General features: G+C 65.3%; 26 protein-coding genes and 1 tRNA gene. 12 read left to right on the top strand and 15 right to left on the bottom strand.

What is annotated here, in order from left to right; translation table 11 throughout:
• Positions 1–108: 108 nt before the first annotated feature.
• The 4 genes from M9H71_RS12655 to fliI all read right to left on the bottom strand — a co-directional run bounded on the left by M9H71_RS12655 (position 109) and on the right by fliI (position 3,647).
• Complete coding sequence (locus M9H71_RS12655) at positions 109–1,056, bottom strand: anti-sigma factor (RefSeq protein WP_455405347.1); 948 nt, start codon at positions 1,054–1,056, stop codon at positions 109–111.
• On the bottom strand, positions 1,056–1,604 hold the full coding sequence (locus M9H71_RS12660; RefSeq protein ID WP_164606412.1) for a sigma-70 family RNA polymerase sigma factor: 549 nt from the start codon (positions 1,602–1,604) through the stop codon (positions 1,056–1,058). Before M9H71_RS12660 ends, M9H71_RS12655 begins: the two co-directional genes overlap by 1 nt.
• A gap of 180 nt (positions 1,605–1,784) precedes the next feature.
• Positions 1,785–2,213: a flagellar export protein FliJ gene (gene fliJ, locus M9H71_RS12665; RefSeq protein WP_164606413.1), complete on the bottom strand. Its 429-nt coding sequence runs from the start codon at positions 2,211–2,213 to the stop codon at positions 1,785–1,787.
• Positions 2,214–2,321: 108 nt separating this feature from the next.
• Positions 2,322–3,647 carry a flagellar protein export ATPase FliI gene (fliI, locus tag M9H71_RS12670; protein WP_164606414.1) on the bottom strand — a complete coding sequence of 442 codons (1,326 nt, stop codon included), beginning with the start codon at positions 3,645–3,647 and terminating at the stop codon, positions 2,322–2,324.
• Between the two features lie 367 nt (positions 3,648–4,014).
• Here fliI and ctrA point away from each other — a divergent pair, with 367 nt between their 5' ends.
• A complete protein-coding gene (gene ctrA / locus M9H71_RS12675; protein ID WP_011442789.1) occupies positions 4,015–4,716 on the top strand; it encodes a response regulator transcription factor CtrA in 702 nt (233 codons plus the stop codon).
• Between the two features lie 194 nt (positions 4,717–4,910).
• Here ctrA and M9H71_RS12680 read toward each other — a convergent pair whose 3' ends face one another.
• From M9H71_RS12680 to chpT, 6 genes are all read right to left on the bottom strand, one after another.
• Positions 4,911–5,789: a CheR family methyltransferase gene (locus M9H71_RS12680; protein WP_455405348.1), complete on the bottom strand. Its 879-nt coding sequence runs from the start codon at positions 5,787–5,789 to the stop codon at positions 4,911–4,913.
• Positions 5,786–6,961 carry a protein-glutamate methylesterase/protein-glutamine glutaminase gene (locus tag M9H71_RS12685; RefSeq protein WP_455405349.1) on the bottom strand — a complete coding sequence of 392 codons (1,176 nt, stop codon included), beginning with the start codon at positions 6,959–6,961 and terminating at the stop codon, positions 5,786–5,788. The genes M9H71_RS12680 and M9H71_RS12685 overlap by 4 nt, the downstream gene beginning before the upstream one ends.
• A 78-nt stretch (positions 6,962–7,039) precedes the next feature.
• Positions 7,040–7,405: a response regulator gene (locus M9H71_RS12690; protein ID WP_455405350.1), complete on the bottom strand. Its 366-nt coding sequence runs from the start codon at positions 7,403–7,405 to the stop codon at positions 7,040–7,042.
• Positions 7,406–7,472: 67 nt separating this feature from the next.
• Positions 7,473–7,943, bottom strand: a complete 471-nt coding sequence (locus M9H71_RS12695) for a chemotaxis protein CheW (protein WP_455405412.1) — start codon at positions 7,941–7,943, stop codon at positions 7,473–7,475.
• A 26-nt stretch (positions 7,944–7,969) separates the two neighbouring features.
• Entirely contained in the window at positions 7,970–10,786 is a 2,817-nt protein-coding gene (locus tag M9H71_RS12700) for a hybrid sensor histidine kinase/response regulator (RefSeq protein WP_455405351.1), read from the bottom strand.
• A gap of 190 nt (positions 10,787–10,976) precedes the next feature.
• On the bottom strand, positions 10,977–11,633 hold the full coding sequence (gene chpT / locus M9H71_RS12705; RefSeq protein WP_455405352.1) for a histidine phosphotransferase ChpT: 657 nt from the start codon (positions 11,631–11,633) through the stop codon (positions 10,977–10,979).
• 134 nt (positions 11,634–11,767) lie between these two features.
• Here chpT and M9H71_RS12710 point away from each other — a divergent pair, with 134 nt between their 5' ends.
• Positions 11,768–12,595, top strand: a complete 828-nt coding sequence (locus M9H71_RS12710) for a 3'(2'),5'-bisphosphate nucleotidase CysQ family protein (RefSeq protein ID WP_455405353.1) — start codon at positions 11,768–11,770, stop codon at positions 12,593–12,595.
• Positions 12,596–12,603: 8 nt separating this feature from the next.
• Here the strand turns inward: M9H71_RS12710 and M9H71_RS12715 are convergent, their stop codons facing one another.
• On the bottom strand, positions 12,604–13,110 hold the full coding sequence (locus M9H71_RS12715) for a YHS domain-containing (seleno)protein (protein WP_455405354.1): 507 nt from the start codon (positions 13,108–13,110) through the stop codon (positions 12,604–12,606).
• A gap of 111 nt (positions 13,111–13,221) precedes the next feature.
• On the opposite strand from M9H71_RS12715, the gene M9H71_RS12720 reads away from it, so the two are divergent.
• From M9H71_RS12720 to M9H71_RS12740, 5 genes are all read left to right on the top strand, one after another.
• Positions 13,222–13,815, top strand: a complete 594-nt coding sequence (locus M9H71_RS12720) for a DUF1134 domain-containing protein (protein ID WP_455405355.1) — start codon at positions 13,222–13,224, stop codon at positions 13,813–13,815.
• 241 nt (positions 13,816–14,056) lie between these two features.
• Positions 14,057–15,340 (top strand): hypothetical protein, encoded by a 1,284-nt coding sequence (locus M9H71_RS12725; RefSeq protein WP_455405356.1) that lies wholly within the window; start codon positions 14,057–14,059, stop codon positions 15,338–15,340.
• Positions 15,341–15,480: 140 nt separating this feature from the next.
• Positions 15,481–15,555 (top strand) — tRNA-Val (locus M9H71_RS12730).
• 179 nt (positions 15,556–15,734) lie between these two features.
• Positions 15,735–15,953 carry a hypothetical protein gene (locus tag M9H71_RS12735; protein ID WP_455405357.1) on the top strand — a complete coding sequence of 73 codons (219 nt, stop codon included), beginning with the start codon at positions 15,735–15,737 and terminating at the stop codon, positions 15,951–15,953.
• Between the two features lie 611 nt (positions 15,954–16,564).
• Entirely contained in the window at positions 16,565–16,885 is a 321-nt protein-coding gene (locus M9H71_RS12740; RefSeq protein ID WP_455405358.1) for a hypothetical protein, read from the top strand.
• A 157-nt stretch (positions 16,886–17,042) separates the two neighbouring features.
• Here the strand turns inward: M9H71_RS12740 and M9H71_RS12745 are convergent, their stop codons facing one another.
• Positions 17,043–17,474, bottom strand: coding sequence for a DUF5413 family protein (locus M9H71_RS12745; RefSeq protein WP_455405359.1), 432 nt, complete (start codon positions 17,472–17,474; stop codon positions 17,043–17,045).
• A gap of 114 nt (positions 17,475–17,588) precedes the next feature.
• Positions 17,589–19,133 carry an acetolactate synthase large subunit gene (locus tag M9H71_RS12750; RefSeq protein WP_230761313.1) on the bottom strand — a complete coding sequence of 515 codons (1,545 nt, stop codon included), beginning with the start codon at positions 19,131–19,133 and terminating at the stop codon, positions 17,589–17,591.
• Between the two features lie 184 nt (positions 19,134–19,317).
• Here M9H71_RS12750 and M9H71_RS12755 point away from each other — a divergent pair, with 184 nt between their 5' ends.
• On the top strand, positions 19,318–19,899 hold the full coding sequence (locus M9H71_RS12755; protein WP_455405360.1) for a L,D-transpeptidase: 582 nt from the start codon (positions 19,318–19,320) through the stop codon (positions 19,897–19,899).
• A gap of 86 nt (positions 19,900–19,985) precedes the next feature.
• On the top strand, positions 19,986–20,810 hold the full coding sequence (locus M9H71_RS12760; protein ID WP_455405413.1) for a DUF2927 domain-containing protein: 825 nt from the start codon (positions 19,986–19,988) through the stop codon (positions 20,808–20,810).
• Here the strand turns inward: M9H71_RS12760 and M9H71_RS12765 are convergent.
• Both M9H71_RS12765 and M9H71_RS12770 read right to left on the bottom strand, forming a co-directional pair.
• Positions 20,807–21,601 carry a class I SAM-dependent methyltransferase gene (locus tag M9H71_RS12765; protein ID WP_455405361.1) on the bottom strand — a complete coding sequence of 265 codons (795 nt, stop codon included), beginning with the start codon at positions 21,599–21,601 and terminating at the stop codon, positions 20,807–20,809. The two genes, M9H71_RS12760 and M9H71_RS12765, sit on opposite strands and share 4 nt — an antisense overlap.
• 97 nt (positions 21,602–21,698) lie before the next feature.
• Positions 21,699–22,871: an isovaleryl-CoA dehydrogenase gene (locus tag M9H71_RS12770; protein ID WP_455405362.1), complete on the bottom strand. Its 1,173-nt coding sequence runs from the start codon at positions 22,869–22,871 to the stop codon at positions 21,699–21,701.
• 344 nt (positions 22,872–23,215) lie between these two features.
• Here M9H71_RS12770 and M9H71_RS12775 point away from each other — a divergent pair, with 344 nt between their 5' ends.
• From M9H71_RS12775 to M9H71_RS12785, 3 genes are all read left to right on the top strand, one after another.
• Positions 23,216–24,481 (top strand): cytochrome P450, encoded by a 1,266-nt coding sequence (locus M9H71_RS12775; RefSeq protein ID WP_455405363.1) that lies wholly within the window; start codon positions 23,216–23,218, stop codon positions 24,479–24,481.
• A gap of 34 nt (positions 24,482–24,515) precedes the next feature.
• Entirely contained in the window at positions 24,516–25,688 is a 1,173-nt protein-coding gene (locus tag M9H71_RS12780) for an acyl-CoA dehydrogenase family protein (RefSeq protein ID WP_346296887.1), read from the top strand.
• A 125-nt stretch (positions 25,689–25,813) separates the two neighbouring features.
• On the top strand, positions 25,814–26,908 hold the full coding sequence (locus M9H71_RS12785) for a CaiB/BaiF CoA transferase family protein (protein ID WP_164605943.1): 1,095 nt from the start codon (positions 25,814–25,816) through the stop codon (positions 26,906–26,908).
• The last annotated feature ends 8 nt before the right edge of the window (positions 26,909–26,916 follow it).

The following is a 26,916-nucleotide window of genomic DNA, read 5'->3' on the forward strand; positions in this document are numbered from 1 at the left end:
TTCTTTTGTGCGACGCTGATCGAATGGCGAGGACGCTGATACCAGCATCCCTGCATTCGCTCCGTCATCAGTCAGAATTATTGGCCACTGATCGAAACGCCGGATGAACTACTTCGGCGGCGCAGCCGGTGTCGGCTCCGACGGGACGCTCTCCACCAGCTTGCCGGTGAACACGATCGGACCGGTCGCGACCCCGGTCGGCGAACCGCCTTCCGGTTCGACCGTCACCGCATAAGTGGCCTTGTTGACCAGCTCCGGATCGAAAGAGGACAGCACCGGGTTGACGGTGAAGTCGTGACCGCCGATCACGCCGAGCGAACGCGGCTTCTGCAGCTTGTCGGACACCAGCCAGAGTTCGTAGCTCTTGCCGGGCTCGGGCGTGGCGGCGACCCGGCGCACCGTGAACGTCTTGGTGCCCGCGTCGACGGTGAGGATGAACGCCGGCGCATCGCCGTCCTTCTGCAGCACCGCGACGTACTGCGCCGGAATCGACGGCGGCGGCGCCTCGACGGTCACCACCTTGGTGCGGACCGGTGGACGCAAGGCATCGGGGAGCGCATCCGGCTGATACACCTGTGCGCCGACCACCAGCAACAGGACCGCCGCCGCGGCGCTCGACAGCATGGCAAGGCCGCGCCAAACGTAAGCGCGCTTGGCGAAGTGGACGACGCGCTTGGATTCCGGACTGAGTTCGGTCGACTCGCTCGCGGGAACGGGACCATGGTCGTTGGCGGGACGTGGCAAGATCGGCTCTCCCGGCGCACCGAGCGCTCCCGCAGCCGCGGCACCTGCATGCGGCGCAGCCAGCGGCGAGACTGGCGCGCGCTGTGACTCGGCGGCGATCGCCGCCTTGATCCGATCCCATACCTCGGCACGCGGCTCGACCAGCCCGACCATCTGATTAAGCGCGCCGAGCTTGTACTCCCACGCCGTCACCAGCGCCGCGAATTCCGCGTCGCTACGGATCAGCGTCTCGGCTTCCGCCCGTTCGGCGGCGTCGAGAGTGCCGAGCGCGTATTCGGCGGCGAGCGCGCTATGGTCTTCGCTATGGGCCATCAGGTCAGTCCCAAACACCCCCGAACATCCAGCAGGCTGCGGCGCAGCCAGGTCTTGATCGTATTGGCCGGCGCACCGAACTTGGCGCCGAGTTGCTCCCGGCTCCAACCGTTGTAGTACGCCAGCAGCACCAGCTTCTGCCGATCCGGCTCGAGCCGGCCGATGCACTCCAGCAGCCGCTTCAGTTCCTCGGTCATCTCACGGCGCGCGAGCGGGTCCGGTGTCTCCGCCGCCACATTGTTGGCGGCAGGTTCTTCCTCGATCGACACCTCGCCGCGCTTGCGCACGACGTCGATCGCCCGGTTGCGCGCGATCGACGCCATCCAGGTGATCGGCGAAGCGACCTTGGAATCGAACTGCGCGGCGTTGTTCCAGATCTTGACGTAGGCGTCCTGGATGACTTCTTCGGCGAGATCCTGTCGCCGCAAGATACGGAGGACCACGCCGAACAGTTTCGCCCGGGTCGCTTCGTAGAGTCGCTGGAACGCGTCCTGATCGCGCTCTGCGACCGCGGCGATCAGCGAAACCAACTCAGCAGGCGATAGCATTCCGAGACCTCACCATGGCCGTTGCGGCCACGTCCCCGTCCGAACCGAGCGGCCCGAACCGCGCCAGCATAGCTTGCAGCGCAGAGATTCACCACGGCACAGCGGCCTTTGTGGATACACCAAACAAAAGCCCGGACCGTGCGGCCCGGGCATTTTATCTCGACGCGCCGATGGGAGAACTCAGACGACGGCGCCGGCGCCGCCGAGCCTGGCCCGCATCAAGCCAATGCTGTCCAGATCGGCCTGTTCGCGGGCGCTTTCCTCGGCACGCTCGCGGGCCTGATCGCGCTCGTCGAGCAGCTCGACCTTCTTCATCTCGTCGAACGCCTCGGACAACTGGCCCCGCGCCTCTTCGAGCTGCACGCGCAGCTCGTCGGCGGACCGGGTCAGGTTCTCGCGGCGCTGAATCGCCGCCTTGGCGTAGGTCGGATAGGCGAAGTGGGTCGGATCAGCGATACCGGCGCGTTCCTGCTCGGTGACGATTTCGCGCTCGAGATCGGCGGACATCCGCTCGAAATCGGCGATCATCGCTTCGATCTGGGCAACCCGTCTGCGCCGCTCGTCGACCTGAAATTTCTTCAGGCGGATCAGCGTGTCACGTGACTTCATCGACTCGTACTCCCCAGAAGTCCCAATTCAACGCGGGACATCACCGGCCCGCCACGCAGGGGCAAGCGGCAAATCGATTGATGTGCCAAGGATGATGACCGGACAAAGTTAGCGTTCCGTTTCCGAATTACTCAGGATCTGCTCCAATTGCGCATATCCCGACTGCAGGCTGGTCGCTTCGTCCTTGCCTTGGCGCAGAAAATCTTCCAGGGGCTCGTGCAGTCGCACCGCCTCATCGACCTCGGCGCTGGAGCCTGGACGATAGGCGCCGAGCCGGATCAGCTCTTCCATATCCGCGTAGGTCCCCATGATCTGCCGCGCCCGCTTGATCAGCGGCAGATAGGCCGGGTCGGCCGATTTCGGCATCGTCCGCGACACCGATTTGAGCACGTTGATAGCCGGGTAGCGGCCGCGCTCGGCGATCGCACGCTGCATCACGATGTGGCCGTCGAGAATGCCGCGCACCGCGTCCGCGACCGGCTCGTTGTGATCGTCGCCGTCGACCAGCACGGTGAAGATGCCGGTGATAGTGCCCTCGCCGAGCCCTGGGCCGGCGCGTTCCAGCAGCTTCGGCAACTCGGTGAACACCGTCGGCGTATAGCCCTTGGCGGTCGGCGGCTCGCCCGCGGACAGCCCGATCTCACGCTGCGCCATCGCAAAGCGCGTCACCGAGTCCATCAGACACAGCACGTCCTTGTCGTTGTCGCGGAAGTATTCGGCGATCGCCAGCGTCAGATAAGCCGCCTGACGCCGCATCAGCGCGGGCTCGTCCGATGTCGCCACCACCACCACGGAGCGCGCTAGGCCCTCCTCGCCGAGGTCGTCCTGCAGGAACTCCTGCACCTCGCGGCCACGTTCACCGATCAGCCCGATCACCGATACCGCGGCATCGACGTTGCGGGCGAGCATCGACAACAGCACCGATTTACCGACGCCGGAACCGGCGAAGATACCCATGCGCTGCCCACGACAGCAGGTGAGAAACGTGTTCAGCGCCCGCACACCCAGATCCAACGGCGCGCCGACCCGCTTGCGCGAATGCGCCGGCGGCGGCTGGTTACGGAACGACATCGGCGACGGGCCTTGTACCAGCGGCCCCTTGCCGTCGATCGGTTCGCCCAAAGCGTTAACGACGCGGCCGAGCCAATGTGGCGACGGGCGCACTTGCGCGGCGGCGTTGGCGATGATCGCGCGGCAGCCGCGGCGCACGCCTTCGAGCCCGGCGAACGGCATCACGATGGCGTTGTTGCCGGTGAACCCGATCACTTCGCAAGGGATCGATCGGTGGGCTCCGGTCTCGACAACGATCCGCGCACCAACGCTCATCGCATGGATCGGCCCGGCGATCTCGACCATCAATCCGCGAACGCCGACGACACGTCCATACGTATTGACGCTGTCGATGTCGCCGATCTGTTCCGCAAGGGCCTTCATTGCGAAACTCTTAAGTTCCTCGACGCGGGGGCTGTCACCTTAACTTCGTGTTTACCCGCATCGTTAATCATTGCGTCACTGTCTTTGGTAGCTGAGCACGCTCGCCCATCAGAATGAAGGGTGAGTCGAAAGAGTCGGTTAGCCCCGACTCTTAATGTGGAACTTGAAGGGGCCGGTCAGCAAAAAACTGCTTTACCGCAACACCTTAGTGCGATTCGACAAAAATTGCACGACAGGACCTTGCGGAGCCGAATCAGTTTTTGTTAACCATTCCTCGTCAGGATCCGAATCAGTTCTTCAAAGGCGTTTCCAGTGCCGCAAGTGTGCGGACGCCTGACGCCCGTAGCGGCGCTTAGAGGGGACTGGCATGCGCGTATTGCTGATTGAAGATGACAGCGCCACTGCGCAGTCGATCGAATTGATGCTCAAATCCGAGAGTTTCAATGTCTACACGACGGATCTCGGAGAAGAAGGCGTCGACCTCGGCAAGCTGTACGACTACGACATCATCCTGCTTGATCTGAACTTGCCGGATATGTCCGGTTACGACGTTCTCAAGCAGCTTCGCGTCTCCAAGATCAAAACCCCGATCCTGATCCTGTCCGGCCTCGCCGGCATCGAGGACAAGGTGAAGGGGCTGGGCGTCGGCGCCGACGACTACATGACCAAGCCGTTCCACAAGGACGAGTTGGTCGCGCGCATCCACGCCATCGTCCGCCGTTCCAAGGGTCACGCCCAGTCGGTGATCCAGACCGGCGATCTCGTCGTCAACCTCGACACCAAGACCGTCGAAGTCGGCGGCCAGCGCGTGCATCTGACCGGCAAGGAATATCAGATGCTGGAACTGCTCTCCCTGCGGAAGGGCACCACCCTGACCAAGGAAATGTTCCTCAACCACCTCTACGGTGGCATGGACGAGCCGGAACTGAAGATCATCGACGTCTTCATCTGCAAGCTGCGCAAGAAGCTCGCCAACGCCTCCGACGGCCGCAATTTCATCGAGACCGTTTGGGGCCGCGGTTACGTGCTGCGCGAGCCGACCGAGGACGACGTGCGCATCCCGGCCTGACCCAGTTTACCCAGGAGCGCCATCCGGCGCTCTCCTTCCGAGTGGTCCTTGACCCCGCCGCAAATGGCGGGGTTCTTGTTTTTGGGAACAGTGCCGGGCCGTTCGCGCCTTCCCGATTCATTCCAGGACGCTCACCAAGTGAGCGAACCCGCAATGACGAACGAGAGGGGTGTTGCGAACGCCCAGAACCGGCCTCAGCCAGCTCGCAGGCTGCTGAGCGCGGAGTTCGCCGAAAACGCCGGCACGATCGATGGCGACGACTTCAGGTTCGGCAGATACACGCCGCGACGCGACGGGTGCGGCTTGAACACTTCGGTCAAGCCGACCACGGTCTCGGCGGCACCGAGAGTGAGGTAGCCGTCCGGCTCGAGCCGCTTGGCGATCCGCTCCAGAATCCCGACCTTGGTGGCCTGATCGAAATAGATCAGCACGTTGCGGCAGAACACGATGTCGAAGGTGCCGAGCGACGAGAAGTCCTGCAGCAGATTGAGCTGGCGGTGCTGCACCATGGCGCGGATCTCGGGGCTGAGCTCCCACACCTCGCCGGCCTGCTTGAAGTACTTCACCAGAAGCTGAATCGGCAGGCCGCGCTGCACCTCGAACTGACTAAACAGCCCGGACTTCGACTTCGCCAACACCTGCGGCGACAGATCAGTCGCGATGATCTCGAACCGCCAGCCGGCGACCGCCGGACCGAGCTCCTTCAGCGTCATCGCGATCGAATACGGCTCCTGGCCGGTGGACGAGGCTGCGCACCAGATCCGCAACGACCGCCGCGCCGCGCGCGCCTGCAGCAACGTCGGCAGCATCTCGTCGCGCAGATGATCGAACGGCATCTTGTCACGGAAGAAGAAGGTCTCGTTGGTGGTCATCGCCTCGACGACGTCGGCGATCAGGGCTTCAGCGCCCATCCCCTTCATCTTCTGCACCAGCTCGGCAATTCCACCGAGGCCGAACCGGCGCGCCAACGGCAACAGCCGGCTCTCCACGAGGTATTGCTTGTCGGCCGACAGATCGAGGCCGGACCGTTCCTTCAACAGCTTGCGCAGGTACTCGTAATCGGCCGGGTTCATGACCGATCTCCCGCGAACAGCCGCACCACCTTCGAGCCGATCTGATTGAGCGGCAGCACCGCCGCGCAGACGCCGGCATTGGCGACCGCGCCGGGCATGCCCCAGACCACGCTGGAGGCTTCGTCCTGGGCGATCACGCTGCCGCCGGCAGCGACGATGTCCTTACCGCCGCGCATCCCGTCCGACCCCATGCCGGTCAGCACCAGCGCGAGAATGCCGCTTTGCCAGACGTCGATCGCCGACATGAACAGCGGATCGACAGCCGGCTTGCAGAAATTCACCGGCGGCCCGTCGTCGAGCGCGATCACCGGATTGCCGCCCTGCTTGACGACGCGCATGTGCTTGCCGCCGGGGGCGAGATAGATGTTGCCGGGCTTGATCGCCTCGCCGTCGACGCCTTCGTGCGCCGGACGGCGGCTGGCGCGCGCGAGGTGCTCCGCCAGAATGGTGGTGAACGTCGGCGGCATGTGCTGCGTGATCAGCACCGGGAAGCGGTCGATCACGGGCCCGATCTCGGCGACGACCGACATCAGCGCCTGCGGCCCACCGGTCGACGAACCGATCAGCAGCACGCGCGGAGCGGTCGGGCCGAACGAGCGCTTCACCAGCGCGGCCTGGCTCGCAACGGTTGGGGTCGCGGGCGCGGCGGGCGCAAGCGGAGCCGGATGCGGTTCGCGTGCGATCGCCGGCGCAGCAGTCGCGGCCGATGCACGGCGCCGGACCCGACCGCCGAGCGATCGGATCTTCTGCAACAGATCGTGCTTGAAGATATCGGCGGCCTGCGGCTCGCGGGTCGTCTCCGGCTTCGGAATGTAGTCGGCGGCGCCGAGCGACAACGCCTTGAAGCTGATCTCCGCATTGCGGCGGGTCAGCGTCGACGCCATGATCACCACGAGATCGCGCTTCTTGGCGAGGAGTTGCGGCAGCGCCGAAATGCCGTCGAGCTCGGGCATTTCGATATCGAGCACCGCGACGTCGGGCTTCACCCTTTCGAGCTGATTGACGGCGTCGAGCCCGGTGCGCAGCGAGGCAGCCACCACCATGTCGGGCTCGGCTTCGACCCAGCGCGAGATCAAGCCGCGGATGACGACAGAGTCGTCGACGATCATCACGCGCAACGGCTCGTATTGCGCCGAATTCGTAGCGGGACTACCTGCCAAAGCTACGCTCATAGAACACCGACGCAACGCATACTTGTACTCCCCGTCGCGTCCCCGAACGCGGCGCCAAAACAGGCCTTCCGACCCCTGTCAGAGCAGGCCGACTTCCTGAAACTTCGCCGTGACGATGTCCTTGTCGAACGGCTTCATGATGTACTCGTTGGCGCCGGCATGCAGCGCCCGCGCGATGTGCGCGACATCGTTCTCGGTGGTACAGAACACCACCTTGGGCGCATCGCCACCCGGCATCCGGCGCAGATTGCGAAGGAACTCGTAGCCGTCCATCACCGGCATGTTCCAATCGAGCAGAACGGCATCGGGCAGCCCGTGCTTACAGGCTTCGAGCGCCTTCTCGCCGTCTTCGGCTTCGACGATCTCGAAGTCGAGGCCCTCGAGGATGCGGCGCGCGACCTTCCGGATCACGCTCGAATCGTCGACTACCAGACATGTCTTCATTTTCTGCCTCTGTCAGTTCGCGCCCGGATGGGCAGTTCGTGCGGTTAAGCCGAGATCACCTCGGCCGTTAAGCAGCGATACGTTGGTTTGCGATTTCGAGGACTTTGTCGACGTCGAGGACGACCATGAGCTGTCCGTCGAGGCGGTGGACGCCGTTGGCGAAGGATGCCATGCGGGGATCGAGGTTGACCGGGTTGGTCTCGCGGCCCTCGTCGGGCAGGGTCAGGACTTCGCCGATGGAGTCGATCAGAAGGCCGTAGGATTCGCCGCGCAGGTCGACGCCCATCGCCATCGGCGGCTTGCCGTCCTGGTTCTTCGGCAGCCCGAGACGGGCCCGCATGTCGATCGCGGTGACGATCCGGCCGCGCAGGTTGAGCACGCCGGCGACGTCGTCGGGGGCCAGCGGCACCCGGGTCAGCCGTTCCGGCATGAACACGTCCTGCACCCGGCTGATCGGCAGGCCGAACAACTGGCCGCCGATCATCGCGGTGGCGAACTGGGTGGTGTTGCCGCTGATCGCGTCGATGGCGCGGGTCATCACGGGGGTGTCTTTCCTGGGCTCGCTCATGCCGCCTGCTCCACCAGCACTTCGGGCGTCGTATGGATCGTGGTCTGCTCCTTCAGCGCCGCGATCAGCCCGGGACGGTCGAACTTGGCGATGTAGTCGGTCAGGCCCGCCTGACGGCCGCGCTCGATCGCCGCCGGCGACACCAGCGACGACAGCGCGATCACCGGCAGGTTCGACATCTTGGCGTCACCGCGGATCGCCTCGGCGAACTCGAAGCCGTTCATCTCCGGCATCTCGATGTCGGTCAGGATCACGTCGAACTGCGCGCCGGAGCGCAGCACCGACAGCCCCTCGACCGCAGAGGTCGCGACCCGCACCTTGTAGCCCGCCGCCTTCAGCACCGGGCCCAGCATGTTGCGGAAGAACGCACTGTCATCGACCAGCAGCACCGAGCGCGTGGTCAGCGCCTGCTTCATCTCCTTGCGCGACAGCCAGTCCGAGAACGCCATCGGGAGGAAGTGCGCGACGTCGATCACTTCGGTGGCCTGGCCCTTGATCACCGCAGAGCCCAGAATGCCCTCGCGGCTGGAGCCGACCTGGATGTGCAGATGCTCCTCGACGATGTCGACGATCTCGTCGACCACGAGCCCCATCGAACGGTCCTCGTCGGCGAACACCAGGATCGGCTGCACGCCGCTGGAGGCCACCTCGACGCCTTCCATCAGCACCAAGGGCATCAACTGGTCGCGGTACTGCACCATGTAGCGGCCGTTCGACATCTCGATCTTGTCGGAGGCGATCTCTTCCAGGCGCGTCACCAGCGACAGCGGCACCGCCTTCGGCTGGTTCGAGCCGGCGCGGAACACCAAGAGCGAGGTGAGCTGTTCGGCCGAGGCGTTGCGGCTCGCCGCCGCCTGATCGGAGATGTCGCGCTGCGCCGACACCGCGGTGCCGAGCGCCTGCGCGATCCCGTTCGGATCGACGATCATGATCACCGCGCCGTCGCCCAGGATGGTGTTGCCCGAGAACATCCCGATGTGACGCAGCTTGGTCGACATCGGCTTGACGACGATTTCTTCGGTGTGGAACACGCCGTCGACCACGATGCCGAAGGTCTGGCTGCCGACCTGGGTCACCACGATGAAGCCGTTCTCCGGCTCGCTGTTGGTGCCCTCGTCGATGCCGAGCAGCTTCTTCAGATGGACCAGCGGCAGCAGCTTGTCGCGCAGACGCAGAACCGGGGTGTCCTTGATCCGCTCGATGCGGTGCTCGGAGTTGGCCCGCGCCCGCACCAGTTCGACCACGGCGAGCTGCGGGATCGCGAAGCGGTCGCCGCCGGCTTCCACGATCAGCGCCGACACGATCGCCAGGGTGAGCGGGATCTTGATGGTGATGGCCGAGCCTTCGCCCGCCACCGACTTCACTTCAATCGTGCCGCCGATCTGGTCGATATTGGTCCGCACCACGTCCATGCCGACACCGCGGCCCGACACCGAGGTGACGGCGGCGGCGGTCGAGAACCCCGGCGCGAAGATGAACTTGTGGATCTGCGCCTCGGTCATCTTCTCGAGTTCGGCCTCGGTGACCAGGCCGTTGGCGAGCGCCTTGGCCTTGATCTTCTCGGTGTCGAGCCCGCGGCCGTTGTCGGCGATGCAGATCACGATGTGGCCGCCCTCGTGATAGGCGGACAGGCGGATGGTGCCCTGCTCGGGCTTGCCGGCCCGCACCCGCTCCTCGGTCTTCTCCAGACCGTGGTCGGCGGAGTTGCGCACCATGTGGGTGAGCGGATCCTTGATCAGGTCGAGCACCTGGCGGTCGAGCTCGGTGTCGGCACCGTGCATCTCCAGCTCGATGTGCTTGCCGAGTTCGGCGGCCAGATCGCGCACGATCCGTGGCAGCTTCTGCCAGGCGTTGCCGATCGGCTGCATCCGGGTCTTCATCACCCCGTCCTGCAGCTCGGCCGTCACCGTCGACAGCCGCTGCAGCGGCACCTTGAACTCGTTGTCCTCGTGGCGGCGGCTGATCTCGAGCAGCTGGTTGCGGGTCAGCACCAGCTCGGACACCATCGTCATCAGGTGTTCGAGGGTATCGACATTGACCCGGATCGACTGGTTGGCGACGCCGCCGCCGGCCCCGCCTTCGGTGGTCGCTTCAGCTTCGCCGCCGGACTTCTTGGCCGCCGGCTTGGCCGTCTTCGGCTTGGCGGCGGCCTTCGGCTCGGCCGGTGCGGCTTCGGCCACAGCGGGCGCCTCCTCGGCCACCGGCTGCAGCGGCGGCGAGGCCATCTCGATCTCGGTCTCGCGGAAGGCGCGCTCCAGCTCGTCGAGCGACACCTCGCCCGGCCGCAGCGGACGCTCCAGCGTCTGCTCCACCAGCGTGCCTTCGGTGGAATTGGAATTGGCCGCCACCACTGCGGCAGGCGCCTCGGCTTCGGTCTCGGCTTCCACTTCGGCCACCGCTTCCGGCGCCGCGCCGAGTTCGGCCGCGATCTCCTCCGCCGTACGCATCGACAGCCGCTCCAGCTCCCCGATCAGGTCGCCGTCGTCGCCTTCCGGCTCGGCCTGGGTCGCTTCGAGCTGCGTCAGAATCTCCTTCAGACGGTCGATCGTGGTCAGGATCAGCGTCACCGCCTCCCCCGTCACCGGCATCCCGTCCCGGAATTTGCCCATCAACGTCTCGGCCGCATGCGCCAGCGCTTCCAGACGCGGCAGACCCAAGAACCCGCAGGTCCCCTTGATGGTGTGAACAAGACGGAAAATATTGTCCAATATCTTCGCGTTGTTCGGCTCCTGCTCAAACCGGACCAACTGGTTGTCGACCGTGTCCAGGCTCTCGAAGGTCTCCGTCAGAAACTCACGAAGAAGATCGTCCATACGCGTGGCCTTCATTGCACGCGGGCACGCGACCGTCGCCAATGCCCGACTAACGCGGCCACTGTGTGCGGAAAGCGTTTAATATTGGTTGCAGGCCGCGAACTGATGCGGCGGAAGTTCAAACAGTTAGCGGCTTCGTAGGTTTCCGAGGAAACGCGTCAAGACACCGTTTACTATGTCGCTGCGCGTCTTAGCACGCAGTTACCACCATGGTGTCGCCTTCCGGAGCCAGCGACACAGTCAATCCGCAGGCCTGCGCCAGCAGCCGCGTGTAGTACGGCTGGACGCCGTGAGACTCGACCGGACCGCTCTGAGTACCGTTGAGCAGATCGACGATGTTGTGCGGCGTGCGGGCATTAATCCCTGCCGCGACGATGCGGAACGACAGGGCATCGCCCTCGCCGATCGGATCGACCGTCAACATCCCGCCGCGTGGAATCGTCTGCTGCGCGATGATCAGCATGTTGAGCAGCAGCTTGACCCGATTCTTGGCGAGCAGCAGCCGCGGCAGATTCCAGGTGAGCTTGGTCTTGTCGTCTTCGAGATGACCGCGCGCCATATTCTGCGCGTCGCCGAGATCGATCTGCGCGCCGGCCGAGCCCGCGGCACCGAACGCCAGCCGGCAGAACTGCAGCCGCGCCGACGCCGTCTTGGCGCTCTTTCGAATCAGGTCGAGGGCGAAATCGCGATCTTCCTGCTTGGAGCTGTCGTCCAGCACCTCCAGGCCATTGACGATGGCGCCGACCGGGCTGATGAGATCGTGACACACCCGCGAGCACAGCAGCGCTGCCAGCTCCAGCGCATCGGGAGCAGGAGCCTGCACAGCGGGAGATTGGGTGTCGGACATCAGTCTGTTCCTCGGAAAACCGCTCGCAAGACGAATCAGCCTTGGTTAATGGCTTGATACACTGCAGCCGCAGGCTGTGCCAACACAACGGTCCGGCGCGAACCGGGCCATCCGCCGAAGGATGACACAGCCTGATGACTGCCGCATTCGATCACCAAGCCGCCATCTCGTCCGAGCGCGCCTTCGCCTTGCTCGCGCCGCTCACCGACCTGGTGCTGCGCGCCGGAGCGTCGATCATGGCGATTCCGCGCGATACGAAGGTCTCGCACAAGCAGGACGGCTCGCCGGTGACGCCGGCCGATCTCGCCGCCGACCGGGTGATCGCCGAAGGTCTGGCCGCGATCGCCCCCAACGTGCCGGTCCTGTCGGAAGAATGCTGCGGAAACGGACGGCCGACCACCGGCAGCTTCTTTGTGGTCGACCCGCTCGACGGCACCAAGGAATACATTGCCGGCCGCGACGAGTTCACCGTCAATCTGGCGCTGGTGAGCGACGGCCTGCCGGTGCTCGGCATCGTCGGCGCACCGGCGCTCGGACTGGCGTGGCGCGGCGTGGTCGGTCACGGTGCCGAACGGTTGACGATCGCCGCGGACGGCGCCGGCTTCACCGCCAGCCCGATCCGCACCCGGCAGCTGCCGAAGCCCGGCCTGCCGTGGGTCGCCACCGTCAGTCGCTCGCATCTCGATGCCGCCACCGTCGCCTTCATCGGCGCCCGCCCCGGCGCCATGCACGTCACGCTGGGGTCTTCGCTGAAATTCTGCAGGATCGCCGAGGGCGAAGCCGACATCTATCCGCGGCTGGCCCCGATCTGCGAATGGGACATCGCAGCCGGCGCCGCAGTCGTGCTGGCAGCCGGCGGCAAAATGACCGATGCCAGCGGCGCACCGCTGCGGTTCGACGCGCCGCGGCCGAACTTCATCGTGCCGAACTTCATCGCCTGGGGCGATCGGGACGGCGGCTAGCGCCGGAGCTAGTCGGCCAGTGTTGCCAGCAGCGCGGGCCAACGATCGCGGGCGGCGTTCAGATAGCGTTCCGGATCGGCCGCGAAAGCGCGGCGGTTCTCCTCGCGGTCGAACAGATACAACCGCTGTCCGACGATGAGCCACACCAGCGCATTGCCGGCGAGCGGCACGCTGCGCGCCACTGCCACCGGATCGTAGCCGCCGAATTGCGGACCGTAGATGTCTGGCCGCGCAAGGAAGAACTTGCGGTTGTCGTCGTTGCAGAACCGCCAGACCGCGCCGCTGGAGGAGGCTTCGAACTGGGATTGGCCTTGCCGCGGCTCGTGATCGGTAAAATAGGCCACCGGATCAAACCCATCGATCGCAAGACCGGTGTTGCGATCGGCCACCACCCGCTGGGTGGTCGCGGCTTGTGCGCTGGGTGACGGTACGGCCACGAGCGCACCGAGCGCCAGCAGGCCGATCCAGGCGATTCCAAGGCGGATCCGGTTTCGTTCCTGCCGTTGTGCCGTCATAGTTGCTGCCGATAACGTTCCGAGTCGGGGACAAGCGCCGCTACCTAAAGGATGCACGTCAGCATCCGGTTAAAGCGGCGCAAGGGATTTGAAGACCCAGGGGTGAATTCCATGAGCTTCGTGACGCGTCGCGCCGCGCTGGCCTTTGTTGCGCTGGCAGCCCTGAATGCACCGGCCGTGGCGCAGCAGCAGCCATTGCCGCCGCGGTCCCAGGCCAGCCCGAACACCTACGGGCCGGAAGAACTGATGGGCGCCGGCCACCGTTTCTTCGGCAACGTCTCGCGCGGGCTCGCCTCGGTGATCGAGCGCGCGGTGAGCCAATGGGGCCTGCCCAACGGCTATGTGCTCGGCGAGGAAGGCTCCGGCGCGTTCGTCGCCGGCCTGCGCTACGGCGAAGGTACGCTGTACACCAAGAACGCCGGCGACCTGAAAGTGTATTGGCAGGGCCCGTCGGTCGGCTTCGACTGGGGCGGCAACGGCGCCCGGACCATGACGCTGGTGTACAACCTGCCCTCGACCAACGCGATCTACCAGCGGTTCGGCGGCATCGACGGCTCGGCCTATGTAGTCGGCGGCTTCGGCATGACCGCGCTGACCGCGAACGGCATCGTGCTGGTGCCGATCCAGTCCGGCATCGGACTGCGGCTCGGCGCCAATATCGGCTATCTGAAGTTCACACCGAACGCGACCTGGAATCCGTTCTGACCCGGGCCGGCGGCCCGGACCACAGCCGGGGCGCGTAGCCCACCGCAATCTCACGCGGCTGCGGCAACGCACTGGCGCTGAGGTGGCCGGTCATGGCATTGTGCCGCAAATGGATTTGCGGCTGGACGGCGACGTTCGCCCGCGCCATGAGCGGTTTCAACGTTCGAATTCGCGCCGACGCGATCCGCGCCCAGCTCAGCGGACCGCGCGCGCATCGCCAAAGCGCGTGTGGGAGACATCGATGGTCGAACAGATCATGTATCTGGCGATCGGCTTTCTGGTCGCGATGCTGCTCGCGCTGATGATCGCGCCGCTGGTGCACAATCGCGCGGTGCGGCTGACCACCAAGCGGCTGGAGGCGGCGACGCCGCTGTCGATGGCCGAGATCCAGGCCGACAAGGACCAGATCCGCGCCGAATTCGCGATGTCGGCGCGACGGCTCGAACTCAGCGTCGACCAGCTCAAGAACAAGACCACCAGCCAGGCCGCCGAGATCGGCCGCAAGACCGACGCGATCAACCGCCTCAAGCTCGAGCTCACCGAGAAGGACGCCGCGATCGAGACGCTGAAGGCAAGCGAGGCCGCGCTGCAGGAGCAACTTCGCGCCGCCGAGCAGAACTTCGCCGCCAGAACCGAAGAGCTGCGCGGCACTGAAGCCACGCTGGCCGAGCGGCAGGCCGACATCGTCCGGATCAGCGCCGAGCTGACCGAGCGGTCGACGCTGGCCGATACGAGGCAGGCCGAACTGGTGACGCTGCGCACCCAGCTCGAAGAGCTGCGAGCCCGGATCACCGATGCCGAGAAGGCGTTCGCCGACGCCCGGACCCGGCTCGAAGCCCAGCGCGGCGAATCCGCAGCGACCTCGCGCGATCTCGACGACGCCCGCGCCCGGGTCGAGGCCCTGAGCCTGCGGGTCGGCGATCTCGACCGGCAGTTGGTGCTGCAGGTGAAGGAAGCAGAATTGCTCGGAGGCCGTGCCCGCACGCTGGAAGACCAGCTCGCCGCCCAGAGCAAGCTGCTGGCCGAGCGCGAATTCGAAAACGACCAGCTCCGCGCCGCCAATGAGGCGGCGCTGCGCACCGTCGGCGAACTCCGCAACGAGCTCGATGCCGCAGGCACCGGAGCGCCCGACGTGGCCCGCATCCGCAAGGACAAGGCTGCGCTCGAAGACCAGCTCACCGAAGCCCGCGACGACCGCGCCAAGGCACAGCGCGAACTGGTGTCACTGCGGCAGCAGGCGGAAAGCTCGTGGGAGACCGAGCGCAAGGAGAACGCGCTGCTGCGCGAGCGGATCAACGACATCGCCGCCGAGGTCGCCAAGCTGGCGATTACGCTGGAGGGCCCGGATTCGCCGATCCAGGCGATGCTGACGGCAAAGCCCGCCAAGCCGGCAAAGGGCGCCAAGGCCGCCAACGGCAGCAAGAGCGCCGGCCCCGCGGTCGCCCCGGTGGTCGCTGGCAGCACGCTGGCGGACCGGATCCGCGCGCTGCAATCCCAGGCCACGCGCGCCCGTCAGGCCGGCTGAACCGCACCTTCGTCGATCAAGCTGGGCAAATCTGCCCAAGCCCGGCGTTGACGCTTGACACCCCCGCCCCGCACTTCGTAAATCGCGCCTCTACGGTGGTTCGACCGGCCGCTTCGCGGCCCCTGTCCTCGACCGGTCCCGGGCGCATAGCTCAGCGGGAGAGCGTTCCCTTCACACGGGAGAGGTCCAAGGTTCGATCCCTTGTGCGCCCACCATTTTCCCGAATGACAACAGGCTCGGCCGAAACACCAGGGGTACCGCAGAGCTTCGGGGCATCCTCTCCACCCGCGCTTGTGTCCCGTATCGTTCCCGATACACGACCTCTCTGACGCCCCTTGGCGGACTGATAACCCCAGATCTCTGAGTCCAACAGACGCGGGGTTACGTGAGGAAATTGACGGGCAAGGATTGCAGCCGCTTCAAGCACGGCCTGTTTAGCGACGGTCGGACCAACTTCGTGCAGTCCAAGTGCATCGGCGACAAACCGACAGACCATCCGATCCGCCTTAACGAGCTCGTGACCGGCGAGCAGAGCGAAATAGTCGAAAGAGATACCCGACCGCTGTCCTTTGATTGTTTTGACCAAAGCCTCCGCGCGGCCGACTTTCTCTGACTCTCTGAGGTCCGCGAAACTGTCGATGCCAACCTCCTTCAACGCTAAAGCGAACAGTCGAACGGCTTCGGCCTTCAATATTCCGTTTGTGGACGATGTGCGCTGACGATTGCCAAACTGATCCAGCGCTAACTCCAGATCCGTTCGCTCTCCCAAAGCCGCGAGAAGGTCGGAGACGGTGTGTTCGACTGACGATGTCCTGCGATCGATCGGCCAAGCAGGATTCTGACGAGATGCCCACCTGAGAACGGTGCGCCTTGTCGCCACATAGTTCACACCAATCGAAAATACCGCATCGATAACGCAGAGGGGTACGCTCGCATAAAAGTGCTCATCGCGAAGTTTCGCATCGGCCAAATTCAATACTACCCGGGCCAAATCTGCGACTTTCTCTCCATCGTTAGAATACATGGCCCACCCTCCTGGTCCGCGCAGGAAGGTCTAACGAAGACTCTTTGACGATCAGTCGATAAAACCAGCCGAAATTTCCAGATTGATTAGGCTGCGATGTCGCACCGCACCAATTGATCCGGCACAATGCGGCCGCACTGCACGCTCGTTTAGCGACGATGATAGATGGCATTTGTCCATCGTCGGGAAGGGAGCGGCCCATGCCTCATACCATCGATCAGAAGATCAACGCCTTGCTCGAGCAACAGAGCTCGCTGCGGCACTGGCTGGAACAGATCCGGGCGCTGACCAAGGACGCCCGCGGCGCCACCGTGATCGCCGGCCTGACGCAGAAGGAAACCGAGGACTTTTTGCTGCTCAGCCCGCTGGTCCATGCCCACGACAACGGCATGACGTCCGACCATGCCACCGCGGCGCGGGCACGCCATGCGGAGCTGAAGGCCAAGCTGGAAAGCGCGCTACAGGACAACGCGATCGAGGGACTGAGCGGCTGGGGCGAAGCGGCGGCGGCAACCCGCTGAGTCCAGAGGACATCGCGGGCGCAGATGGTTCGAGACGGCGCGGCGCGCGCCGTCATCATCAGGCTGTGCCTATTGCAAGCTCTCAAAGCCTGCGCCCGACGGCACGGTGGGTTTCGCTGCGCTCAACTACGGGGATAGTTAGCTGACCCCGGCGCGCTCACGCCCGGGCCTGCCTGGCCTCGGCGGTGACGGGGGCGCAGTATTTGTGCGCCAGCCAGGACGACAGCGTGGCCGGCACCAGACCGACCAGGCCGTACAGCACGAATTGCATCACCCCGGCGTCGGCGCCGCGGTTGCCGTACATGAAGGCGGTGGCGAGAAAGCCGATGATGCCGACAATCACCACCCGGACGAATGGACCGATCCGGCGGATGTGGCAGACGATCTCGTCGATCGCCGCCATCATCAGCGCCGGCAGCAGGCCGAACAGGTAGCTGTATTGCAGCGACTTGAACAACACGACGAAGAACTTCTGCACTTCGGTCAGGTTGGTGTGCGCCCAATAGCCCGACTGATAGGTCGTCGCGAACAACAGCAGCAGACCGCCGATAAACGGACCGATCGCCGCGAAGATCAGATAGCGCTTCATGCCTGCTCCACCCGCGGCCATGCCCGGCCGCGAGGGGCAGGCTACGCCGCCGGCCACCGGTTCGACAACTGTCCGAAACGCGAAGGCGGCGGGCGGCATCGCCGCCCGCAACGGTTACATCTGCACCGCGATCAGGTTCGGTCCGCCGCTGGCGAGGCCGGCGGCGAGCGCCGCGTTCAGCTCGTCGGCGGTCGACACGTTCTTGGCCGGCACGCCCATGCCCTTGGCCAGCGCCACCCAGTCGAGGTCGGGCCGATCCAGCGTCAGCATGTCCTCGGCGCGCTGGCCGGGCTTGCCGGCGCCGACGCCGTCGAACTCGCCGCGCAGGATCTGATATTTGCGATTGGCGAACACCACGGTGGTGACGTCGAGATTTTCGCGCGCCTGCGTCCACAGCGCCTGTACGGTGTACATCGCGCTGCCGTCGCCGACCATGCAGATCACCTTGCGGTCCGGGCACGCCACCGCGGCGCCAACCGCGACCGGCGGCGAGAACCCGATCGAGCCGCCGAGGTTCTGCAGCCAGTCGTGCGGCGCGGCAGCAGCCGTCGGCGGGAAGAAGCCGCGGCCGGTGGTGATCGATTCGTCGATCACGATGCCGTTCTCCGGGATCGCCATGGCGATCGCCTGGGCGATGTTGTCCAGCGTCAGCGCACCAGTCGGCTTGGCGATCTCGACCAGCTTCTGCGGCGCCGCGTCGCTCGCCTTGGCGCCGAGCGCGCCGGCCAGCGCTTCCAGCGCCGCGACCGAATTGTCGCCGATCTCGGTGACGCGATGCGCCTCGCAGCCTTCCGGCTTGAGCAGGCTCGGCTTGTCCGGATAGGCGAAGAACGCCACCGGATCCATCGCCTCGACCAGCACGATGTGGCGGAACTGCTTCAGGATCGGCAGCGCGGCATCGACCACGTAAGGAATCCGCTCGATCCAGTAGCGCCCCTGCCCGCGCGCCATCCGGGCGTTGTAGGTCTGCCCCATCACTTTGCAGCCGGTCTTGCCGGCGATCCGCTGCGCCAGCGCCAGGCCGTGCTCGGTGAGCGCGTTGCCGGAGAGCAGCAGCAGCGTCGGCTCGCCGGAACGCAGCACTTTGGCGGCGGCCTCGACCGCTTGCGGCGAATAGCTCGGGCGCTGGCTGTCCGCCGGCACGTCGGCGACGCCGTCGGCCTCGTTCCAGGCGGTGTCGGCCGGCAGGATCAGGGTGGCGATCTGCGCCGGCGAGCTCTTGGCTGCGGCGATCGCGGCGGCACCGTCGCGCGCCACCGATTTGGCGTCCGGCGAGGTGCGGACCCAGGCCGACATCGGCCGCGCCAGCCCCTCGATGTCCGAGGTCAGCGGCGCGTTGTAGTCGATGTGGTAGGTGGCGTGCTGGCCGACGATGTTGACGATGCCGGAGGCTGCCTTCTTGGCGTTGTGCAGATTGGCAAGGCCGTTGGCGAGGCCGGGGCCGAGATGCAGCAGCGTCGAGGCCGGGCTGCCCTTCATCCGGTAGTAACCATCCGCGGCGCCGGTGACCACGCCCTCGAACAGGCCGAGCACGCAACGCATCCCCTCGACCCGATCGAGCGCGGCGACGAAGTGCATTTCCGATGTGCCGGGATTGGTGAAACACACATCGACGCCGCCCTTGACCAGCGTCCGCACCAGACTCTCGGCACCATTCATCATTTCGCTCCCGATTTGCAATTTCTGCGCCCGATCAATCATTGTTCCATCGCTTCGTCAAAGGGGGACGACGCGCGTCAGGACTGCGGCGGGCGCGCGGCGTGCTGCGGCGTACCGCCGCCGGCTTGCGCAATCGGCGCGATTGTGGCCAGTTCTGAGCGAAACGAAGATTGCGAGGTTCGGAATGGTTCGTCGACTAGCCGCCAGCGCACTCGCGCTGCTCTCGATCGCCACCGCTGCGCCGATGACTGCTTCGGCGCAGGAAATGGATCTGCGCGCGGTGATGGGCTTCGGACCATTCTATCGCTCCGGCCCCAGCGCCAACCCGATCCCACGCGAGACCGTGATGTTCCAGGGCAACTACGCCCCGGGAACCATCGTGATCAGCACGCGGGAGCGACGGTTGTATCTGGTCCAGGGCGACGGCACGGCGCTGCGCTACGGCATCGGGGTCGGCCGTGACGGCTTCCGCTGGGCGGGCACCCACCGCATCACCGCCAAGAAGGAATGGCCGGGCTGGACACCGCCGCCGCAGATGCTGCGCCGCCGCCCCGACCTGCCGCGCTACATGGCCGGCGGCGAAGACAATCCGCTCGGCGCGCGGGCGATGTATCTCGGCTCGACGCTGTACCGGATTCACGGCTCCAACGAGCCGGAGACGATCGGCCAGGCGGTGTCGTCGGGCTGCTTCCGCATGACCAATGACGACGTCAAGGACCTGTACGACCGGGTCCGGGTCGGCACCGTGGTGGTTGTGAAGAACTGACGCGACCGGGCGATTATCCGCGTGCACAGTCGGCCTCTGCTGAATTGCCGGTTGTGCCGCGGACCAGAATGCGGCAGCCTTTTGCAATGCAATACGGCGCCCGGCATCTTCGACCTGCGTGCGCGGCGGCCCTCGCCGTGATCGTCGCGCTCACAGCAATTGCCCAGCTCACCGCGGCGCCAGCCGACGCCAGCGAGGCGACCGACTTCTCCGGCCATCAGCGCAGCGAGAAGACCGACTTCACCGACGATCAGATCATCGACGGCTTCTTCCGCACTGCGTTCGGCGCCGAATTCCACATGGCGGGACGGGTCGACCGCATCCGCAAGTACGAAGCCCCGGTACGGGTATATGCCGAGGGCGAAGGCCACGCCCACCGCCGCGCCGAGCTCGCCCGGATCGTGAGGGACATCGCCGGCCGGGTCGAACATCTCGACATCGCGATGACCGACGACCCCGACGAGGCCAACGTCACCGTTCACCTCGTCCGCGACCGCAATCTCGGCAAGACCATTGCGACGTTCTACGGCGAGGAGCGTGCCCGCGAGATCCGCGACAGCCTCGATCCGCAGTGCCTATCGGGCTTCCGCAAGAACGACCGCTTCGAGATCGAGCGGTCCGACGTCATCCTCACCATCGACAACGGCGACTTCGTGTTCCGCGACTGCGCCTATGAGGAACTGCTGCAATCGCTCGGCCCGATCAACGACACCGACAAGGTGCCGTGGACGATGTTCAACGACGACGTCCAGAAGGGCTATTTCGACGTCTACGATCAGTACCTGTTGAACATCCTGTACCACCCCGCGATCCGCCCCGGCATGACGGTGCCAGAAGTCAAAGCCGTGCTACCGCAAGTCCTCACCGACGTCCGGAGCTACGTCGCCAAGGTGAACCGGCTGACGCGCTAAGGCGCCTTCGGAGGCCTCGCGCGGATATGCAGAAAGATCGGCGCGACGCGGGTGTCGGCCACGATCGGCTCGGCTGCGGCGACCTCTTCCGACGCCATCGGCTCACCGAACGCCTCGATCGCGAGCCCTGCCCCGACGATCATCGCGACCCAGGTCGACAGCGTGCGGTGAAAGCGCGGAACCGCAAATGGCGTCAGCGCGGCCTGCTGCTCGGGCGAAACACTGGAAAACAACCACCGTTCGACACGGCCGTCGCTCTCGTCGAAGTAATCGGCCACTTCGACGGCCACCGGAACGCCCTGCGCATTGCGGATGTTGCGGCGTGTCGGCGGAACGAAGCAGGGATGAAGGATGGAAAACTGCAGGAATCCGCCCGGCTTCAGGACTCGCGCAACGTCCCGGAGCACAGCCGCCTGGTCGACCATGTCCATCATCGACATGAAGGCTGTGACGAAATCGAAACTCCGGTCGGCGAACGGCAGCGTGAGTCCGTCTCCGAGCACGTAGTCGATCCCGAGCGGATCGACACGCTCGACTTCGCGGGCATGTCCCAGAAACGTCGGGGCGATGTCGAGGCCGGTCATCGAGGCGCCCAACCGCGCGACCGTGCGCGTGTTGGTGCCTTCGCCGCAGCCGAGATCGAGCCCTTCGAGACCAGCGACCGGCGGCAACATCGCCAGGAATGCCGGCGTGTTCAGCGCATCGCGATATCGGTCGTGGCCGGCACGGGAGAGCATCGTCCACGTCTCGGCATTGCTCTCCCAATGCGCGGCGACCTCTTGCGCGTCCATTTCGTCTCCCTCGATTCTGAAAGCGAGGGGGGAGCTATAGGGACGACTGATGTCGAAGCAAGGGCACCAAGGTGGCGCCCTTGAAAGGCGTGACGCCTCACGCCGTCTTGGTGAACAGCTCGCGTCCGATCAGCATGCGGCGGATCTCGCTGGTGCCGGCGCCGATCTCGTAGAGCTTGGCGTCGCGCAGCAGGCGGCCGGTCGGGTAGTCGTTGATGTAGCCGTTGCCGCCGAGCAGCTGGATCGCGTCGAGCGCGCATTGGGTGGCGCGTTCGGCAGCGTACAGGATCGCGCCGGCGGCGTCCTCGCGGGTGGTCTCGCCGCGGTCGCAGGCCTTCGCCACCGCGTACACATAAGCGCGCGAGGCGTTCATCGTCACATACATGTCGGCGACCTTGCCCTGCACCAGCTGGAAGTTGCCGATCGGCTCGCCGAACTGCTTGCGCTCGTGCACATAGGGCAGCACCACGTCCATGCAGGCCTGCATGATGCCGAGCGGCCCCGCCGCCAGCACTGCGCGCTCGTAGTCGAGCCCGCTCATCAGCACGTTGACGCCGCGGCCGATCTCGCCGAGCACGTTCTCCTCCGGCACTTCGCAATCCTCGAACACCAGCTCGCCGGTGTCGGAGCCGCGCATCCCGAGCTTGTCGAGTTTTTGCGCGGTGCTGAAGCCTTTCATGCCCTTCTCGATCAGGAACGCGGTGATGCCGCGGGGCCCGGCGTTCGGATCGGTCTTGGCGTAGACCACCAGCGTTTCGGCGATCGGACCGTTGGTGATCCACATCTTGTTGCCGTTGAGGACGAAGCGGTCGCCCTTCTTGTCGGCACGCGTCTTCATCGACACCACGTCGGAACCGGCGCCCGGCTCGCTCATCGCCAGCGCGCCGACATGCTCGCCGGAGATCAGCTTCGGCAGATACTTCTGCTTCTGCGCTTCGTTGCCGTTGCGGCGGATCTGATTGATGCAGAGGTTGGAATGCGCGCCATAGGACAGCCCGACCGAGGCCGAGGCACGCGAGATTTCCTCCATCGCAATGCAGTGCTCGAGATAACCGAGCCCGGCGCCACCATAGTCTTCCTCGACGGTGATGCCGTGCAGGCCGAGTTCGCCGAGCTTCGGCCACAGGTCGCGCGGGAACGTGTTGGTCTTGTCGATGGCCTCGGCGCGCGGCGCGATCTCGTTGGCAGCGAAGTCGCGAACGGTCTCCCGGATCGCGTCGGCGGTCTCGCCGAGATCGAAATTGAACAGGCTCTGCGCGTTGGCAATCATGCTGGGGGCTCGCTCCGCTCAGCGGCGCCTAGCAGCACCGCCATGTTTGTTTGCACGCACCATGTCACGGCGCCGGGAGCCTGAGAAGGCTCCAAAGGTGGGGCGCCGCAGCAAGCCGCACAGCTTGTCGACGCAAGTCTGCGGCCGACCGCTTTTCTACCGTCAAATCAATTTGTTCGAACGGCCAGGCAGGACCCGCGAAGGCGCCTTGCCGCCGCCGCCCGTTGACGATCTGATCAGACGGCCGAACCCGCCGGACCCAACCATGGCGGGACCCAAAAATCCGACCGCGACCGACGCCGCCAATCGGCGGCGTGTCCACGACATTGCCAGGGAGGACGACGATGCACGGCACGATCGAGACCGGAAGAGCGGCGCGGCTGCGGGCGGCGCGCGAGGAAGCCTATGCGACGCCGCTGAAGGACTTCCATCCCGGCGCACCGCGGCACTTCCGCGACGATACGCTGTGGCCGTGGTTCGAACGGCTGCGCGCCGAAGAGCCGGTGCATTACTGCACCAACGCGCCGATCGAGCCGTATTGGAGCGTCGTCAAGTACAACGACATCATGCATGTCGACACCAGCCACCAGATCTTCTCGTCGGACTCCACGCTCGGCGGCATCTCGATCCGCGACGCGCCGGTCGGCTACGACTGGCCGAGCTTCATCGCGATGGACGAGCCCCGGCACTCGGCGCAGCGCAAGACGGTGTCGCCGATGTTCACGCCGGATCATCTGGACGAACTCGCCGTGCTGATCCGCGGCCGCACCCAGAAGGTGCTCGACGGCCTGCCGCGGGGCGAGACGTTCAACTTCGTCGACCGCGTCTCGATCGAGCTGACGACGCAGATGCTGGCGACGCTGTTCGATTTCCCGTTCGACGAACGCCGCAAGCTGACGCGCTGGTCGGACGTCGCTACCGCGCTGCCGAAAAGCGGCGTGGTCGAATCCGAGCAGCAGCGCCGCGACGAGCTGAACGACTGCGCCGCGTATTTTGCGCGGATGTGGAACGAACGGGTGAATTCCGATCCGCGGAATGATCTGTTGTCGATGATGGCACATCACGACGCCACCCGTGCGATGGATCGCGACAATCTGATCGGCAACATCCTGCTGCTGATCGTCGGCGGCAACGACACCACCCGCAACACCATGACCGGCTCGGTGCTGGCGCTGAACGAGAACCCGCACGAATTCGAAAAACTACGAGCCAACCCGAAGCTGATCGACACCATGGTGCCCGAGGTGATCCGCTGGCAGACGCCGCTGGCGCACATGCGCCGCACCGCCCTCGTCGACACCGAGCTCGGCCGCAAGACCATCCGAAAGGGCGACCGGGTGGTGATGTGGTACGTCTCCGGCAACCGCGACGACGAGGTGATCGAGCGACCGAACGAGTTCATTATCGACCGCAAGCGGCCGAAGATTCACCTCTCGTTCGGTTTCGGTATCCACCGGTGCGTCGGGATGCGCCTGGCCGAATTGCAACTAAGGATCGTATGGGAGGAGATGCTCAAGCGTTTCGAGCGTATTGAAGTTGTCGGGGAGCCGAAGCGGGTGTATTCGAGCTTCGTCAAGGGCTACGAGTCCTTGCCGGTCCGGGTCTCATGACCCTCCCCCCAAAACCAAAAAGAAGACGCAGCCGATGAAACACCATGCCGCGGAGCAGGACGAATACCACGACATCCGCGACGCCGTCGCCAAACTGTGTGCGCAGTTTCCCGGCGAGTACTGGCGTAAGCTCGACCGCGAAATGGCCTATCCGAAGGCGTTCGTCGACGCCCTGACGGAGGCCGGCTACCTCTCGGTGCTGATCCCCGAGGAATACGGCGGCGCCGGCCTGAAGCTGTCGGCTGCGGCAGCGATCCTGGAAGAGATCCAGCGCGCCGGCTGCAACGGCGGGGGCTGCCACGCCCAGATGTACACCATGGGCACCCTGCTGCGGCACGGCAGCGACGAGCAGAAGGCCAAGTGGCTGCCGAAGATCGCCAGCGGTGAACTCCGCCTGCAGGCGTTCGGCGTCACCGAGCCGACCTCGGGCACCGACACCACCTCGCTGAAGACCTTCGCCAAGAAGGATGCAGGCGGCGACTACGTCGTCAACGGCCAGAAGATCTGGACCAGCCGGGCGGAATATTCCGACCTGATGATCCTGCTCGCACGCACCACGCCGAAGGATCAGGTGACCAAGAAGACCGAAGGCCTCTCGGTGTTCCTGGTCGACATGCGCGAAGCGCGCGGCCATGGCCTCGAGATCCGGCCGATCCGCACCATGATGAACCACGCCACCACCGAAGTGTTCTTCACCGACATGAAGGTGCCGAAGGAGAACCTGATCGGCGAAGAGGGCAAGGGTTTCCGCTACATCCTCTCCGGCATGAATGCCGAGCGCATCCTGATCGCCTCGGAGTGCGTCGGCGATGCCAAGTGGTTCATCGCCAAGGCCAGCGCCTATGCCAAGGACCGCACCGTGTTCGGTCGGCCGATCGGCCAGAACCAGGGCATCCAGTTCCCGATCGCCAAGGCCTACGCCGCCATGCGCGCGGCCGAGCTGATGGTGAAGGAAGCCACCCGCAAGTACGAAGCCGGCATGGACTGCGGCGCCGAGGCCAACATGGCCAAGATGCTCGCGGCCGACGCGTCTTTCGAAGCGGCCAACGCCTGCATCCAGACCCACGGTGGCTTCGGCTTCGCCGAGGAATACGACGTCGAGCGCAAATTCCGCGAAACCCGGCTGTATCAGGTCGCACCGATCTCGACCAACCTGATCCTGTCGCATCTCGCCGAGCATGTGCTCGGAATGCCGCGGTCGTATTGAGCCTCGTCCACTACGTGCAATGAACCCGGTACATCAACGCGTCATTCCGGGGCGCCGCGTAGCGGCGAACCCGAAATGACGACAATGATGCCGCGCCCCGGCATGACCATCGCAAGGATTGAGCAATGCTTCCGCTCGAAGGACTGACCGTCATCGCCGTCGAACAGGCGGTCGCCGCGCCGTATTGCAGTTCGCGGCTCGCCGATGCCGGCGCCCACGTCATCAAGATCGAACGGCCCGAAGGCGATTTCGCCCGCGGCTATGACGCCGCCGCCAAAGGCCAGAGCAGCTACTTCGTCTGGCTCAACCGCGGCAAGGAATCCGCGGTGGTCGACCTCTCGACCAAGGAGGGCCGCGCCGAGCTGGAGAAGCTGATCGCTTCGGCCGACGTGCTGCTGCAGAACCTCAAGCCCGGCTCGATGGACAAGCTCGGTTTTGCCCGCGAGCGGCTGCGCAAGGACTATCCGAAGCTGATCATCTGCACGATTTCCGGCTACGGCGACGACGGCCCCTACGCCCATCGCAAAGCCTATGATCTGCTGATCCAGGCCGAGAGCGGCCTCGCCTCGATCACCGGCGGACCGGAAAGCGCCTCCCGCGTCGGCATGTCGATCGTCGATGTCGCGACCGGCGCCACCGCGCATGCGGCGATCCTCGAAGCGCTGATCGGCCGCGGCCGCACCGGCCAAGGCGCCGACATCCGGATCTCGATGTTCGACGTGATGGCCGACTGGCTGACCGTGCCTCTGCTCAACGCCGAGGCCGGCAATCCGCCCAAGCGTCTCGGCCTCGCTCACCCGTCGATCGCGCCCTATGGCGTGTTCACCAGCAAGGACGGCAAGGACATCCTGATCTCGATCCAGAGCGAGCGCGAGTGGAAGAAGCTGTGCTCGGACGTGCTGCGCCAGCCGGACCTGCCCAACGATCCCCGCCTCTGCAACGGCGTCGAGCGGGTGAAGAACCGCGCCTACACCGACAAGATCGTGGCCGACATCTTCGGCTCGCTGACCCGCGACGATCTGCTCGAACATCTCGCCGCCGCCGACATCGCGTTCGCCGAAGTCAACGCGATGGAAGATTTGTCACACCATCCGCATCTGCGCCGGATCGAAGTCGACACCCCGAACGGCAAGGTGACCTATCCGGCGCCGGCGGCGATCGTCGTCGGCGAGGATCGTCACTACGGCGCGGTGCCGGGCATCGGCGACAAGCGCAAGTAAGCGAGGAC

It is taken from the genome of Rhodopseudomonas parapalustris (assembly GCF_053772255.1).

What these genes read in the sequence shown, in the direction of transcription:
- fliJ (WP_164606413.1), bottom strand. Translation starts at nt 2,213, where the DNA reads ATGAAGTCACGTGACACGCTGATCCGCCTGAAGAAATTTCAGGTCGAC.
- M9H71_RS12695 (WP_455405412.1), bottom strand. Translation starts at nt 7,943, where the DNA reads ATGACCCGCGCCATCGACGCGATCAGCGGCAACACCACCCAGTTCGCC.
- M9H71_RS12755 (WP_455405360.1), top strand. Translation starts at nt 19,318, where the DNA reads ATGGTTCGTCGACTAGCCGCCAGCGCACTCGCGCTGCTCTCGATCGCC.
- M9H71_RS12745 (WP_455405359.1), bottom strand. Translation starts at nt 17,474, where the DNA reads ATGAAGCGCTATCTGATCTTCGCGGCGATCGGTCCGTTTATCGGCGGT.
- M9H71_RS12690 (WP_455405350.1), bottom strand. Translation starts at nt 7,405, where the DNA reads ATGAAGACATGTCTGGTAGTCGACGATTCGAGCGTGATCCGGAAGGTC.
- M9H71_RS12725 (WP_455405356.1), top strand. Translation starts at nt 14,057, where the DNA reads ATGGTCGAACAGATCATGTATCTGGCGATCGGCTTTCTGGTCGCGATG.
- M9H71_RS12785 (WP_164605943.1), top strand. Translation starts at nt 25,814, where the DNA reads ATGCTTCCGCTCGAAGGACTGACCGTCATCGCCGTCGAACAGGCGGTC.
- M9H71_RS12655 (WP_455405347.1), bottom strand. Translation starts at nt 1,056, where the DNA reads ATGGCCCATAGCGAAGACCATAGCGCGCTCGCCGCCGAATACGCGCTC.
- fliI (WP_164606414.1), bottom strand. Translation starts at nt 3,647, where the DNA reads ATGAAGGCCCTTGCGGAACAGATCGGCGACATCGACAGCGTCAATACG.
- M9H71_RS12700 (WP_455405351.1), bottom strand. Translation starts at nt 10,786, where the DNA reads ATGGACGATCTTCTTCGTGAGTTTCTGACGGAGACCTTCGAGAGCCTG.
- M9H71_RS12685 (WP_455405349.1), bottom strand. Translation starts at nt 6,961, where the DNA reads ATGAGCGTAGCTTTGGCAGGTAGTCCCGCTACGAATTCGGCGCAATAC.
- M9H71_RS12775 (WP_455405363.1), top strand. Translation starts at nt 23,216, where the DNA reads ATGCACGGCACGATCGAGACCGGAAGAGCGGCGCGGCTGCGGGCGGCG.
- M9H71_RS12660 (WP_164606412.1), bottom strand. Translation starts at nt 1,604, where the DNA reads ATGCTATCGCCTGCTGAGTTGGTTTCGCTGATCGCCGCGGTCGCAGAG.
- M9H71_RS12740 (WP_455405358.1), top strand. Translation starts at nt 16,565, where the DNA reads ATGCCTCATACCATCGATCAGAAGATCAACGCCTTGCTCGAGCAACAG.
- M9H71_RS12765 (WP_455405361.1), bottom strand. Translation starts at nt 21,601, where the DNA reads ATGGACGCGCAAGAGGTCGCCGCGCATTGGGAGAGCAATGCCGAGACG.
- M9H71_RS12720 (WP_455405355.1), top strand. Translation starts at nt 13,222, where the DNA reads ATGAGCTTCGTGACGCGTCGCGCCGCGCTGGCCTTTGTTGCGCTGGCA.
- M9H71_RS12680 (WP_455405348.1), bottom strand. Translation starts at nt 5,789, where the DNA reads ATGAACCCGGCCGATTACGAGTACCTGCGCAAGCTGTTGAAGGAACGG.
- M9H71_RS12750 (WP_230761313.1), bottom strand. Translation starts at nt 19,133, where the DNA reads ATGAATGGTGCCGAGAGTCTGGTGCGGACGCTGGTCAAGGGCGGCGTC.
- M9H71_RS12760 (WP_455405413.1), top strand. Translation starts at nt 19,986, where the DNA reads ATGCAATACGGCGCCCGGCATCTTCGACCTGCGTGCGCGGCGGCCCTC.
- ctrA (WP_011442789.1), top strand. Translation starts at nt 4,015, where the DNA reads ATGCGCGTATTGCTGATTGAAGATGACAGCGCCACTGCGCAGTCGATC.
- M9H71_RS12710 (WP_455405353.1), top strand. Translation starts at nt 11,768, where the DNA reads ATGACTGCCGCATTCGATCACCAAGCCGCCATCTCGTCCGAGCGCGCC.
- M9H71_RS12780 (WP_346296887.1), top strand. Translation starts at nt 24,516, where the DNA reads ATGAAACACCATGCCGCGGAGCAGGACGAATACCACGACATCCGCGAC.
- M9H71_RS12770 (WP_455405362.1), bottom strand. Translation starts at nt 22,871, where the DNA reads ATGATTGCCAACGCGCAGAGCCTGTTCAATTTCGATCTCGGCGAGACC.
- chpT (WP_455405352.1), bottom strand. Translation starts at nt 11,633, where the DNA reads ATGTCCGACACCCAATCTCCCGCTGTGCAGGCTCCTGCTCCCGATGCG.
- M9H71_RS12715 (WP_455405354.1), bottom strand. Translation starts at nt 13,110, where the DNA reads ATGACGGCACAACGGCAGGAACGAAACCGGATCCGCCTTGGAATCGCC.